We start from the raw sequence: 12,826 nt of genomic DNA, 5'->3' as shown, positions 1-12,826 counted from the left end.
TAGCGATAAATCGAGGCACTTCACTGCACCGTTCATTAACAATACAAAGTTAATAGAACTTGATTATTTTACTTTTTATTTATAATTTTTCTCATACTATTTAGGACAAATAAATGACAATAAAAATTGGTATTAACGGTTTTGGCCGTATGGGCCGCTTATCAATGCGCGCTGCATTTGATTGGGATGACATTGAAATTGTTCATATTAATGACCCTGCTGGCAATGCCGAAACACTTGCCCATTTAATGACGTTTGATTCAATACATGGGCGTTGGCGTCATGAGGCAACTCATGATGAAGACTCTATGATAATCAATAGTATTGCTATTCCTTGTACGCAAAACTATGCCACTGAAGATACAGATTGGTCTCATTGTGATGTAGTTATTGAAGCATCAGGGAAAATAAAAACCAAAGCGTTGTTACAAGCTTACTTAGAGCAAGGCGTAAAACGTGTAGTGGTAACCGCGCCAGTAAAAGAAGACGGTGTATTAAATATCGTCTTGGGGGTAAATGAACATTTATACGACAAAGCGATTCATCCTATTGTAACGGCAGCATCATGTACAACTAACTGCTTAGCACCAGTAGTGAAAGTTCTCCATGAAAAAATAGGCATTAAACATGGCTCAATGACAACGATTCATGACATAACCAATACACAAACCATATTAGATGCCCCTCATGCAGATTTACGCAGAGCACGCGCCTGTGGTATGAGTTTAATTCCGACAACGACGGGCTCAGCAACGGCTATCACCCATATTTTCCCTGAGCTAAAGGGAAAGTTAAATGGTCATGCCATTCGTGTTCCTTTAGCCAATGCATCAATTACAGATTGTGTATTTGAAGTAGCTCGCGGTACAACAGTTGAAGAAGTAAATTTATTACTTAAACAAGCCGCTGAAGGTCAGCTAAAAGACATCATGGGATTTGAAGAACGTCCGCTTGTTTCAATTGATTATAGAACCGATCCTCGTTCATGTATTATTGATGCATTATCTACAATGGTAGTGAATGGCACTCAAGTAAAACTCTACGTTTGGTATGACAATGAATGGGGTTATGCCAACAGAACAGCCGAACTGGCGCGCATGGTAGGCTTGGCAGACAAGGATTAGTTACCCATGGGGCTTTCACCGCTAAAGGCGTTATCACCACAGTTATCTAAACAAGTGAAACAATACTTGGTGATCACCGGTAATTATTGGGCGTTTACCTTAACTGATGGCGCGCTACGAATGCTGGTAGTACTGTATTTCCACCAGTTAGGTTACAGCCCTTTAAATATTGCCCTATTATTTCTATTTTATGAAATCTTTGGTGTTATCACCAATCTTGTTGGCGGTTGGTTAGGCGCACGCCTTGGTTTGAATAAAACCATGAATATTGGCCTAGCCCTGCAGATAATAGCCCTTAGCATGCTAGCGGTTCCTGCTGAAATGCTCACAATTTTATATGTGATGGCAGCGCAAGCATTATCAGGAATAGCCAAAGACTTAAATAAAATGAGCGCTAAAAGCGCCATTAAGTTACTTGTTCCTAAAGGTAATGAAGGTAAGCTATATCAGTGGGTGGCTGTTCTTACGGGCTCGAAAAACACCTTAAAGGGCATTGGTTTTTTTCTTGGTGGTTTATTACTGACCTTACTGGGATTTAAAGGCGCGATAATACTAATGGCTTCGTTATTATCATTAGTATGGCTATTTAGTTTAATCGCATTAAAAGAAGAGTTAGGGAAAGCAAAAAACAAACCTAAGTTTACTGACATTTTATCTAAAAGCGCGTCGATTAACATTCTATCTGCAGCCCGACTGTTCTTGTTTGGCGCAAGAGATGTGTGGTTTGTCGTTGCCCTACCCGTATTTTTAGCAGTGAAATTTAACTGGGATCATTGGTGGGTTGGTAGCTTCATGGCAAGCTGGGTAATTGGTTATGGACTAGTACAATCTATAGCCCCTCTAGTTACTGGAAGTAGCAAAGGCACCGATAAAAAACAAGGCAAAGTGCCAACGGGTAGAACTGCATTTTTATGGGCATGTTATCTAACATTAATACCCGCAGCTATAGCATTAACTTTACATTATGATTTTTATATCCAAACCTCCCTCATTATTGGATTACTCATATTTGGTGGTGTTTTTGCTATTAACTCTTCCTTGCATAGCTATCTTATCGTTAGCTACGCAAGCAGTGATGCTGTATCGCTTGATGTGGGCTTTTACTATATGGCTAATGCCATGGGGAGGTTAATAGGTACATTGCTTTCAGGTTGGGTGTATCAAGAATACGGACTAGAAAGTTGTTTATGGATTTCTGCGCTATTTTTGGCTTTAACCGCACTTATTTCTACAAAGTTACCGGTGATCAATTTCACTAAGTAAAGAACAATCAATGCTTCAAAGGCTTTTGACCGAGAGGGATAATACCATTTTCAATGACGGTCAACTTTGGCACAAAGGGAATGTCGATATCTAATTTGGCCTTCAGTTGGTAGCTAATATCCTGTCCTTGAGTATCCATTAGCGCTCTTATCACCTTGATTCCCCCTAGTAAACTAGTTGAAATAGGCACCATAAAGCGTGACTCACCGTAAGCTCCTGCGGTGGGGATATTCGTGGCAACACCGTGAGCTAAGGTTTCTCCTGCCACACTCAGTTGATAGCTAATACCATTGAGCGGCAATGCAAAATTATTGGGGTTGGTTAACTTCAAGCCTATTTCAAAATTTTGTTCGAAGCCATTAGCTGGCAAAGTCTTAAAAGAAACCAACTCGACAATGGGCTCTTCGTAGTCTGGAGTGAGAGTGGCACAGCTAGACAAAATAAACAGTGCTGCCACGTAAAAAAAACATATGGGGAGTGCTCTAGCTATAGTCATTATTTATCCTCAGGGAGTGATCTTTTTCAACTTATATTAACTTGCCTATGTACTTTACTCAGGAGTTCATTAATATCGTCATCTTCGAAGTCTTTTGTCGAAGATCCATTGCCTTTTAGTTTAGATTCAGGACGATGTGCTCCATGCATAGTCTAATAAGTGGCATCCATGCCAGGTCAGCCTAAAACACCACTGGAATGACGTATTCAAACAATTTTGAATTATTGCTGATTGATCTACATAGGCATGTTTATTAAAGGCTCTGTTGTAGAAAGCTGTTGTCGCCTCAATACAATTTAGCTATAGCCTTTATGAGCAGTGGCTTGTAAACGATTTTTATTTGTTTTAATCAGGTTTCCGCGCCAATATTGTCGCAAACTGCAATTTAGCGCCATTGTGCATAGTACCTACATCTTCATTGTACTTAATCATCTCCCACCCCTCATAAGCCTCACGCAACTGCCCTGCTTTTAGGGTAAAAGGAAAACGAACTGGACATGGGTGTTCTTCAGTGTTCATGGCGCAAACAATCAGGTTATAACCTCCCGCTAGAGTACGCTTATGCATATCGTTAATAACAGCATCAACACGCGCTGGGTCGATAAACATTAAGGTTACGGTACAGGAAATAAATCCATAGTCCTCACCAAGACTCGCATTGTTAATGTCATACACCTGAGCCTTAATATTATCAATGTTCTCTTCAATAATAATACTTTTCAGTATATCAATGGCACTGGGATTAGTATCTATGGCAGTAATGTTAAACCCGAGCTGGCCGAGGTGCACAGCATTACGCCCATTAGAACAACCCATATCTAACGTATCGCACGGCTCAATAATTTTGCACGCATCTACTACTTCACTATGTGCAGGATTTAAGCCGTAACGGCTATTAAGATCAACTATCATGGTAACTACTTAGTTTTTGAAATGAGGGCTATTATCTTACTAATAATATTGCCCAATTAAATATGAATAGGCGTATTTTATAGCTTTTATCTGGCTAGTCAACAACACTACCTATTGGAATTAAGCCAATCGATATCCGCTAGTTGTCATCAAGTTCTGGGTTCGTATATTGAAGCAGCTAGTTTAATCGGGAAGCCATAGTGACTTGTTATAGCGTAATAGAACTGGCTAACATTCTAACTGCCATTAAGCTTAATAAAACTTTAATGACTAAAATTAATTTATCATTATTCGAAGCTAACCTTAACTTTGTACCAACAAAAGATCCAAGAACCGAACCGAAAATCATAAACATAAGTAAATTAAAATGCCCAAAAAGCGACACACCTATAGCCATAAACACAGGGATTTTTGCTAAGTGACTAATAGTCATGAACATTGAGCTAGTTGCTATTATCTCATCTTTTGAACTTAGTTCCTTCGTTAAAACGGTAAGTGACAATGGCCCTGTCGCACCAACAATTAACCCCAAACCTGTTTGAAGAAAACCAATAAAATAATAATTCTCATATTTCTTAATGAATTTAGAGAAACGTGCACTCCATAAGTTGAGGATAATATACCCCCCAATGCAAGTTGGTATATATTCAGTTGATATATTCGACAAAAAAAATCCGAATAAAGATACCCCAATAATTGAACCGACAAGAAATTTTGGAAGTAGTGACCATTGAACATCTTTTAAGGAGAATATCATTCGCGAAGAATTGCTAGCTAGTTGAGTGATACCATGAATTGGAATTATCAAACTAGGATTTAAAAATAAAGGTAACACTGCTATTAGTAGCATACCTCCACCAAAACCAACAACTCCGGCAATTACTGAAGTAAAGAAAGAAATTAGCCCAAGAATATATTCGATATACAAACTAGCTCCTTTGCGCTACAACGTCCTAACAATAGGCAAAAATTGTTTACTAAAATATTGAGGGACGAAAACAGCAAATGGTTTTTTATCTTTTATATTAGCTTGTTATATGGACATTAAACACGACTTTGATTTTTTTTAGTTATTCTCATTTTTGAAAAAATAGTTAAAGTTACACCCACAATGAGAGAAAGCATAGCAAGACCAAACATTGCATCGTCTTGAGATTCAAAAAACAGAAGATACATACTTACCATAATTAAAAATAAACCAATTAAACCAAAAACTTTCGGGTGTGACGTAACCAAGCTAGGCGATTTTGCTAATTTTATTTTAGAGTGAGCTGAAGCTTTTCTTTTATGCTTATTTTTAGGCATCGATAGTTCCTAGGGACTTATAACAGCTTATTATAATAAATAACGATTAAATACTTAAATAACAATAATTTAATAATATCCACTGAATGCATGTAGACTCAATGTAGTCAAAAGACTGAGTAAATTATAATTTTAAATATTGATAACTATCTTTACATCAAAACAAATAGAATGGAACAAATTATAATAATACCTATTGTTTTTACCGTCATAATGACAAATTTTTCAAATTATATTACTTAATGGACTTACAACTCCATTAGCACCTTGTTGCAATACATGTGTATAGATTTGAGTAGTTTTGATATCTGAATGACCTAACTGTGATTGCACAGTTCTAATATCGGCACCACTTTGTAACAAATGTGTTGCGAAAGAATGCCTTAATGTATGCGGAGTGATTTGTTTTTCCATTCCAGAAGCTTTTACAGCACCTTTTACTGCTTTTCTAACACATGTATGGTGGAAATGGTGCCTTCTAATTTCACCCGTATCAGTATCTGCACTCAATTTATATGATGGAAATAGATATTGCCAAGCAAGACTTTTATTAGCCGATGGATACTTTTTTGCTAAAGCATTAGGCATCCAAACACCTGAGTATTGATCATTTTCGATATCTAATTTTAAATATTCATCTACTTGCATTATTTGATTTCTAAGTAATGGTATTAGACCTAATGCCAAAGTCACTATACGATGCTTATTTCCTTTACCGTTCCAAATACGAATACACTTATAATCAAAATCAATATCTTGCACACGTAATTGAACAGCTTCCATGACACGAAGTCCACTGCCATACATCAGTCCTGCAATTAAATAGTACCGCTTATTCAAATGTTTCATTAATATTTTTACTTCATCTTTGGTCATCACTACAGGTAATTTAGGCTGTTTCTTAGAACGAGTAAAATTCAAATTTAATGACAATTTACTTTCTACAATGTGCTTATACAAAAAAGATAATGAGTTTAAAGCGGTAGCTTGGGTTCGTGGTGCCACGTTATTTTTTAAAACCAAGTGCTCTAGATATTCTTCTACTTCATTGTCTCCCATAGATGAGGGGTGTCGCTTATCATGAAAGTGAATAAAAGAAGCTATCCACTTAAGATAAGTGCTAATTGTTCTTGGGGAATATTGTCTCATTCTCATATAGTCAGCAATATAATTCAAATAAGGAGATCTTGTTTTCATATTTAACCCTAACAGCAACTGTATAAACATACAGCTTAGTCGAGTTTCCCCTATATTCAAGAAAATGTGCAAATTGCGCACTTTTGTCTGATGATCATTTTAAAATATATTTCTAAGTGCTTTAACTAGCAAAGTTTTATTGAATTTGTTATTAATAGTAAAAGTAGAAAAGTGAGCGATTTGTAAGTATAAATATGCGCAAGTTGCGCACTATTAAATTGTTAGTTGTCCGCACTAAATCGACTAATTTATTTTTCGCGTTAAGTGCTCAACTTAATGTTTTGCGTTTGGTTCAATCTTTGGTTTGGCAATGGAAGTGCCGCTCAATGTATCCTTCCTTTTTGCCTAATCCAGTTTTCGCCTTGCGCAGTTTAATGTTTTAAATAACCTTAGTTTTAAGGCTCAAAATTCATGTTTAGGTGCGTAGTGCGGAAGTGTTTATCGGCTCTTCCTCCCGTCCATTAAACATGGTAAGTTGTTGCTACAGTTGTGCTTTTAACAACCAGCAACTAACAAGTAAATAAACAGGGACACGTAACGCTTGCTCGGTTCCGCTTCGCTGCACATTTTAGCAAGCATTACTTAGCCCGTTATTTGGGCGTTATATGCCTAAGGAGAGTTCAGTGAAAATTTATGGAGATATTCAATCTGGGAATTGCTATAAGGTAAAACTTCTTACTTCACTTTTAGATATTGACCATGAGTGGATCGAAGTTGATATATTAGCAAGTGAAACTCAAACCGAGTCTTATTTAAGAAAGAATCCAAATGGTAAAATACCGCTACTTGAACTAGATGACGGAACGTTTATTTCAGAATCTAATGCGATTTTAAATTATCTTGCATCGGGGACATCATTAGTTGGTACTGGTCGCTTTACTACTGCAAAGGTCCTTCAATGGCAATTTTTTGAACAGTACAGTCACGAACCTTTTATAGCCGTTGCTCGCTTTATTGCCAAATACCTTGGATTACCTGAGGACCGTAAATCAGAGTATAAAGCTAAGCAATCTGGTGGTCATAAAGCGCTTAAAGTAATGGAAGATCAATTACAATTAACACCTTATCTTATCGGTTCTCAATTAACTATCGCTGATATATCATTATATGGGTATACACATGTGGCTTATGAGGGAGGGTTTGAACTGTCAGAATACCCATCTATTCAGAAATGGATTGCTCGTATACAAGCTAATCCTAAATATATAGGCATGGAGTAATCGGCATATAACAAGTTACTCAAACGGACGCTAAACAGTTGGCTAGCTTCGTTCCTCGCAATTTTAGCCAACTATTTCGCGCCGCTTAGTAAGGCGTTAGCACTCTATAGCGAGATGAGAGGAAGTAAGATAATGTTTTCACATTTCAACCCCATTGAGCTCCACGGTAACGATGGTCACCGTCAAGCTACTTGGTTAGAGCTTTTCTTTGATTTGGCTTTTGTTATCTCTATAGCAGCCCTTAGTTTAATGCTTGCTGAGAATCACTCACTTGAAGGTTTAGTGCTATATGTCAGTCTATTCCTTGCCGTTTATTGGGCATGGAACCAACTCACCTGGTATTCATCCCTTTTTGATAATAATGATGTGTTCTACAGAGTTATGTATCTGGGGTCGATCTTGGGAGTTCTAGTACTAGCCGCTTCTATAAGAAAAATTACACATGGTGAGACTACATTATTCGTTATTTCTTACATTATTATCCAGGGTTTATTGGTTGTAGGCTGGCTTCGAATATTTATTTCAAAAACTGAACTAAGATCATTTTCACTGAAATATATACTAGGCCAGATTTTTGGAAGTATAGTGTGGCTTGTATCTTTACTATTCCCTCCCCCTGAGCAGTACTATGTATGGATCGTGGCAATGTTAATTCATATTGCTGCACCATACTTCGCATGGAAAACAAAAATACATATACCTATCCACACTAGCCACATTGTGGAACGTTATAGCCTGCTTACGATTATCGTATTGGGAGAAACATTGGTTGCAGTGTCAATTGGGATGGGGTATTCGCCTGATTCAAATGCGTTTTTAATATCGATTTTGGGGTATATTATAATCGCCTGTATCTGGTGGACTTATTTTAATTGGGACTTCAGCAAGCTAAGAAACTTCGAAACCACCACCAACGTGTTTATCTTTGGTTATGGACATTTCATTGTTTTTGTTGCGATTGCGGCGTTTGGAGCTGGAATAGAGATAGCTATCCATTCAGTAGAGCATAGTGATCATCTGACTCTTGCAGGGCAGCTGTTAATTGCTGCACCACCTTCAATCTACCTTCTTTCCCTTTTATTGATTAATAGGTTTACCTGGGACATGGCCTTTGATAAACAAATGGTGGCACGTAGTATTGTTGCTTTCTTATCTATTTTCTATGCACTACTAACTATTCATGCCCATCCTGTTCTTTTTGTTGCAGGGATTGCACTATTGATGGTTTGTTTAGTGTGCTATGAAGAAATATATTGCGGCACAGCATGAAAAATCATGTGCTAACAAGTCAAGCAATGGGACGCATTAACATGCGCCCATTCTTGAGGCGTTATAAGGCTCAACATGTTCAGGCGTATTTTTTTATATCTACTATTATTGACTTCTCCATTTTTGAATGCTGAGATATTAAAAAATATTGATAATTCAGAGCTAACTTTTGTTTTAAATAATTTGGTATCGATAGAGAAAACCAAGATCTTTCCTGAACAAGGATTTGAAGTCCGTATTTACAAAACGTCGTCTTATTCGCATTGTTCCGCAGCACTTAACTGTTTAGGAAACGAAACTTTATACGTTGCCTCAACGGAAGGGAAATTTGATGAAGGCGCTATTGAAAACCTTTATAAACTACCATCAGCAGATGAGTGGGTTTTAATAGGTTGGTCTTCACCAATGGCTGGCTGGCAAATATTAAATTTAACGGCGAAAAAGTCAGGTAAAGTTAATTCATACGAATTAAAAATCAATTATCTGAAGGCTGAGTTAACCGCCTTATAACAAGTCGCTCAAAGTGGACGCAAAACAGTTGGCTTGCGCTCATTCTTCGCTAATTTTAGCCCACAATTTTGCGCCCGTTAGCGAGGCGTTAGGCGAATGGAATGACTATCGAGCATCTTGATATTTTCCCACAAGGAATTGAGTTTTCTATTTTTGATCACTTTGGTAGAGCAAAGTTTTTTTTGGAGCAAGCAATTAACTTGCAAAACAATGGTGATTGGAAAGTATTTAGCTGGTGTATTAATACTTCAATTTACTCGTGTAGAGCCATTAAAGAAGTAATTGAGTGTCACGCCAAAGATTTTCCTAAAAGCCAGTGGCATGATTTTGATAAAGAATATTCTACTGTGCGCCATGCTACTTTAATTGCCACATACCGAGTCCAAGATTTTCACCGTAGCGCCATTAGCTTTTTACCTGGATTTACAGCTCAGCACGGTGTTGTAAAAGTAAAAACGTCAAAACAAACTGGTAGTGAAGCTGAAGCATCAGTAGATTCTTCTGGTCAGGTTCACGAAACTAAGAAAAGGAATGCTTCTATCAAATTTGATAGGCCTATTTTTACTAGTGGCGGCAACATCACTACTGAAGAAAATATTAGCATTCCTATTCAGCAAATGGTTAATGAATATCTGGAGGATTTATATAAACTGGTTAGTGTTAAATCTCCTAACGTACCTTGGGAAACTTTGAGAGTTTAATTCGCCTAACAAGCTGTTAAACAAGGACAAAAAACAGTTGGTTTTTGCTCCTTCGTCGCTTATTTTAACCAACTATTTTATTGCCTGTTAACAGGGCGTTAGGTATACAAGGAAGACTGGTGCCAATTCATATCAAGTTAGAAGGTTCTACAGAAGATATTGTCCAATTAGAAAAAGGTGTTTGGGATCTTCCACCGCAAATCAAAGCGCTAGAGTCATGGCTATTTGAAAACCCGTTAAGTCTCTCACCATCAAATTATATTGTGGATGTAGGTTTTAGCATTAGAGAAAATGCCTGTGGTGGTGGAGCTATTTTGTCGCCTCAAGCAATGGCAATAATGGGGCAGCTTGGTATAAAACTTTACTTATCAGAGTACGGTGATTAACGTATACCTAACAAGGGCTTCAAACGGAAAAAATACAGTTGGCTGTTTTCACTCCGTTCAACATTTTAGCCAACAATATTTTTCCGCTTAAGCAAGCGTTAGGCAGCAACAGGCAAGGGGAGCGATCGATATGCGCGCATGCTCTTCGGAGGGAGGATCAATGATGAAAAACATAACTAGGTTACGGGACTTCGTTCAGTCCTTCACGCGTTTGATCGAGCAAGCTGGCGGAGACGAGGAGAACATCTTCGCGGATGGAGAAAGGCTTCTGTCAGATCTCGTCAGTCATGATGACTGGTTGCCTGATGATTTTGCTCAGCCGAGTTCAGAAAGATATCAGCAGTACTTGCTGTATTGCGATCCGACGGAACGTTTCTCTGTAGTGAGTTTTGTATGGGGGCCGGGTCAAACGACCCCGGTACATGACCACACGGTGTGGGGCATGGTTGGAGTAATGCGTGGCGCTGAAGCCTGTGAGGAATTTGATCTAGAACCTGCAGCAGGTTGCTTGCGTTCAAGAGGTACACATCAGCTGTCCCCCGGCGGCATTGACCTGGTATCACCGCGCATCGGAGATATCCACAAGGTGTCAAACGCCCTCACCGATCGTGTGTCGATCAGCATCCACATTTACGGCGCCAATATCGGCGCCGTAAAGCGCCATATCTATGAATCGGATACCGGGCGGAAAAAGACATTTGTTTCCGGATATTCAAGCAAGGTGACTCCGAATATTTGGGATCGCTCAGCGGAACTGACAACCGGTAATTGATGCTGCTGCCCAACAAGGCGTTTTCAGTTGGACGCTCCGCGCCACTGAAACGCGACGTTAGCTGTTTCTCAATATAGGAGAGTAATTTAACATGGAATTTCCAATCAAAGGTTCTTGTCAGTGTGGACAATTAACTTATAAACTGTTTGAAAAGCCAAAAATGGTTTTAGCTTGCCACTGCACCGAATGCCAAAAATTATCAACTAGCCCATTTAGTGTTACAGCTGTAGTTGCATCAACAGGTATAGAGTTTAAAGGTGCACTGAAAGAGTGGTGTAGAGATGCAGATAGTGGCAATAAAAATCACGCTAAATTTTGTCCTACGTGTGGAAACAGAATCTACCATTACAATCCAGCAGATTCAGAAACGATTAAATTAAAACTAAAGCCTGTTAATCTAGAAGATAGCGAAATTTTCAAACCTTCCGCTCATGTTTGGGTCTGTGAAAAGTTAAATTGGTATCAAATTCCAGAAGGTGTAAAGGTGTTCGAAAAGCAGCCTTAGCGTAAAACTGCTAACAAGAATTTCAAGCGGGACTGCTAACAGTTTGCTCGGTTTCGCTTCGCTACACATTTTAGCAAACAATTATCAGCCCCTTAAATGGGCGTTAGGTTTCACAAGGAGTTTCAATGAAGTTGGTGAATGTAAAAATATCTGAATTAACGTTTGGGCATGTTCTACGGTTAATACGTGAAATAGCAATCATAGGCGTAGCAAGTTATTTAGCTATAAGGGTGTTTAGTGGTGATTTGAGTATAGACTTTACTAAATTGACACCATCAGAATTAGTGTCCATTTTATTAGCCTTCTTTTCAATTTCTCTCTCTGCCGCTTTCTATTTTGCAGCAACAAATGCAAGCAATCAGTTTTATGACAATATAAATAAATTCAATAAGGACACATCAGAGTTACTCGGAAGGCTTGATGAGCAAATTAAACATGTCAATTCTGGACAAAAAGAACTCGGAGAGAGAATTGATAAACGCTATTTGGAAAACAATAACGGAGATGATGAGCCGGGTAACAATAGCAAAGAGAATCAAGAGCAGATAGACGCTGTGCAATTAAAGTGGCAAGAGTCTCTAGATAAAATACTGAATGCAGCAACAATCGAACCAGAAGAAAAACTGAAACTGGAGCAGCAATTAAAAACGAAAGAATCAGAATTAAATTCACTGAGAGAGCAGCAAATAAAAATAGATACTAAACGTATGGTACGTTTAAAAAGCTACTTAAGTCGTAGAATTGAAAGTATGGGGCTAGAAGATGCTGCAACATATAGCCCTGATGAACTTTTGTATTTGCTAAATAAGAAATCGGTTCCACCTGTACGGAGAGATTTATACGAAAATGGTTATATTGAGGCCGAAAGAATTAATACACCTCTAGAAGTTACAGAAAAAGGACAAGACTTTATTTCAAGTATAGTTTCTAGCATGTTGAAATGTGAATCCTAACAAGCCAATTCAGTAGGACAAAAAACAGTTGGTTTTGCTCCTGCGTCGCTTATTTTAACCAACTATTTTTTGCCTCTGATTGGGGCGTTAGCTATACAGGAGGGGTAATGGAGTATCTAGCAATAATAGGGATGTCACTTGTGTTCTGGTTGCCTTTATATGTTGCAGCTTTTGTTTCAAAATTTTCTAAGTCAGAAATCCCTAAAAAGCTTC

Annotated in this window: 15 protein-coding genes; 10 read left to right on the top strand and 5 right to left on the bottom strand. The window is 38.1% G+C overall.

From position 1 onward, the window contains the following. Nucleotides 1–113: 113 nt before the first annotated feature. Nucleotides 114–1,124 (top strand): ArsJ-associated glyceraldehyde-3-phosphate dehydrogenase, encoded by a 1,011-nt coding sequence (locus tag DWA31_RS06605; protein ID WP_114325824.1) that lies wholly within the window; start codon nt 114–116, stop codon nt 1,122–1,124. Between the two features lie 6 nt (nt 1,125–1,130). Next, complete coding sequence (arsJ, locus tag DWA31_RS06600; RefSeq protein ID WP_114325823.1) at nt 1,131–2,387, top strand: organoarsenical effux MFS transporter ArsJ; 1,257 nt, start codon at nt 1,131–1,133, stop codon at nt 2,385–2,387. A gap of 7 nt (nt 2,388–2,394) precedes the next feature. On the opposite strand, the gene DWA31_RS06595 is transcribed toward arsJ, so the two are convergent. From DWA31_RS06595 to DWA31_RS06575, 5 genes are all read right to left on the bottom strand, one after another. Beyond that, nucleotides 2,395–2,883 carry an LEA/WHy family protein gene (locus DWA31_RS06595; RefSeq protein WP_114325822.1) on the bottom strand — a complete coding sequence of 163 codons (489 nt, stop codon included), beginning with the start codon at nt 2,881–2,883 and terminating at the stop codon, nt 2,395–2,397. 345 nt (nt 2,884–3,228) lie between these two features. Next, nucleotides 3,229–3,795, bottom strand: coding sequence for a tellurite resistance methyltransferase TehB (gene tehB, locus DWA31_RS06590; protein WP_114325821.1), 567 nt, complete (start codon nt 3,793–3,795; stop codon nt 3,229–3,231). A 208-nt stretch (nt 3,796–4,003) separates the two neighbouring features. Next, nucleotides 4,004–4,723, bottom strand: coding sequence for a sulfite exporter TauE/SafE family protein (locus DWA31_RS06585; protein WP_114325820.1), 720 nt, complete (start codon nt 4,721–4,723; stop codon nt 4,004–4,006). 116 nt (nt 4,724–4,839) lie between these two features. Next, the gene (locus DWA31_RS06580) at nt 4,840–5,100 is read right to left on the bottom strand and encodes a hypothetical protein (RefSeq protein WP_114325819.1); all 261 of its coding nucleotides are present in this window, start codon (nt 5,098–5,100) and stop codon (nt 4,840–4,842) included. A 225-nt stretch (nt 5,101–5,325) separates the two neighbouring features. Next, a complete protein-coding gene (locus DWA31_RS06575; protein ID WP_114325867.1) occupies nt 5,326–6,297 on the bottom strand; it encodes an integron integrase in 972 nt (323 codons plus the stop codon). A gap of 623 nt (nt 6,298–6,920) precedes the next feature. Here DWA31_RS06575 and DWA31_RS06570 point away from each other — a divergent pair. From DWA31_RS06570 to DWA31_RS06535, 8 genes are all read left to right on the top strand, one after another. Next, nucleotides 6,921–7,517, top strand: a complete 597-nt coding sequence (locus tag DWA31_RS06570) for a glutathione S-transferase family protein (RefSeq protein WP_114325818.1) — start codon at nt 6,921–6,923, stop codon at nt 7,515–7,517. 132 nt (nt 7,518–7,649) lie between these two features. Beyond that, entirely contained in the window at nt 7,650–8,786 is a 1,137-nt protein-coding gene (locus DWA31_RS06565; RefSeq protein ID WP_168427301.1) for a low temperature requirement protein A, read from the top strand. 75 nt (nt 8,787–8,861) lie between these two features. Beyond that, a complete protein-coding gene (locus DWA31_RS06560; RefSeq protein WP_114325816.1) occupies nt 8,862–9,296 on the top strand; it encodes a hypothetical protein in 435 nt (144 codons plus the stop codon). A gap of 101 nt (nt 9,297–9,397) precedes the next feature. Further along, complete coding sequence (locus DWA31_RS06555) at nt 9,398–9,997, top strand: hypothetical protein (RefSeq protein WP_114325815.1); 600 nt, start codon at nt 9,398–9,400, stop codon at nt 9,995–9,997. Nucleotides 9,998–10,116: 119 nt separating this feature from the next. Continuing rightward, nucleotides 10,117–10,383 carry a hypothetical protein gene (locus DWA31_RS06550; protein ID WP_114325814.1) on the top strand — a complete coding sequence of 89 codons (267 nt, stop codon included), beginning with the start codon at nt 10,117–10,119 and terminating at the stop codon, nt 10,381–10,383. A 160-nt stretch (nt 10,384–10,543) separates the two neighbouring features. Then, entirely contained in the window at nt 10,544–11,155 is a 612-nt protein-coding gene (locus tag DWA31_RS06545; protein ID WP_245942518.1) for a cysteine dioxygenase family protein, read from the top strand. Nucleotides 11,156–11,246: 91 nt separating this feature from the next. Continuing rightward, nucleotides 11,247–11,660, top strand: coding sequence for a GFA family protein (locus tag DWA31_RS06540; RefSeq protein WP_114325813.1), 414 nt, complete (start codon nt 11,247–11,249; stop codon nt 11,658–11,660). Nucleotides 11,661–11,785: 125 nt separating this feature from the next. Continuing rightward, entirely contained in the window at nt 11,786–12,613 is an 828-nt protein-coding gene (locus tag DWA31_RS06535; RefSeq protein WP_114325812.1) for a hypothetical protein, read from the top strand. Nucleotides 12,614–12,826 lie beyond the last annotated feature (213 nt).

It is taken from the genome of Candidatus Colwellia aromaticivorans (assembly GCF_003333305.1).
Taxonomy (GTDB): Bacteria; Pseudomonadota; Gammaproteobacteria; order Enterobacterales; family Alteromonadaceae; genus Colwellia; species Colwellia aromaticivorans.
This window is presented reverse-complemented; position numbering and strand designations above follow the sequence as displayed.

What these genes read in the sequence shown, in the direction of transcription:
- tehB (WP_114325821.1), bottom strand. Translation starts at nt 3,795, where the DNA reads ATGATAGTTGATCTTAATAGCCGTTACGGCTTAAATCCTGCACATAGT.
- DWA31_RS06560 (WP_114325816.1), top strand. Translation starts at nt 8,862, where the DNA reads ATGTTCAGGCGTATTTTTTTATATCTACTATTATTGACTTCTCCATTT.
- DWA31_RS06545 (WP_245942518.1), top strand. Translation starts at nt 10,544, where the DNA reads ATGATGAAAAACATAACTAGGTTACGGGACTTCGTTCAGTCCTTCACG.
- arsJ (WP_114325823.1), top strand. Translation starts at nt 1,131, where the DNA reads ATGGGGCTTTCACCGCTAAAGGCGTTATCACCACAGTTATCTAAACAA.
- DWA31_RS06605 (WP_114325824.1), top strand. Translation starts at nt 114, where the DNA reads ATGACAATAAAAATTGGTATTAACGGTTTTGGCCGTATGGGCCGCTTA.
- DWA31_RS06535 (WP_114325812.1), top strand. Translation starts at nt 11,786, where the DNA reads ATGAAGTTGGTGAATGTAAAAATATCTGAATTAACGTTTGGGCATGTT.
- DWA31_RS06595 (WP_114325822.1), bottom strand. Translation starts at nt 2,883, where the DNA reads ATGACTATAGCTAGAGCACTCCCCATATGTTTTTTTTACGTGGCAGCA.
- DWA31_RS06565 (WP_168427301.1), top strand. Translation starts at nt 7,650, where the DNA reads ATGTTTTCACATTTCAACCCCATTGAGCTCCACGGTAACGATGGTCAC.
- DWA31_RS06575 (WP_114325867.1), bottom strand. Translation starts at nt 6,297, where the DNA reads ATGAAAACAAGATCTCCTTATTTGAATTATATTGCTGACTATATGAGA.
- DWA31_RS06540 (WP_114325813.1), top strand. Translation starts at nt 11,247, where the DNA reads ATGGAATTTCCAATCAAAGGTTCTTGTCAGTGTGGACAATTAACTTAT.
- DWA31_RS06555 (WP_114325815.1), top strand. Translation starts at nt 9,398, where the DNA reads ATGACTATCGAGCATCTTGATATTTTCCCACAAGGAATTGAGTTTTCT.
- DWA31_RS06580 (WP_114325819.1), bottom strand. Translation starts at nt 5,100, where the DNA reads ATGCCTAAAAATAAGCATAAAAGAAAAGCTTCAGCTCACTCTAAAATA.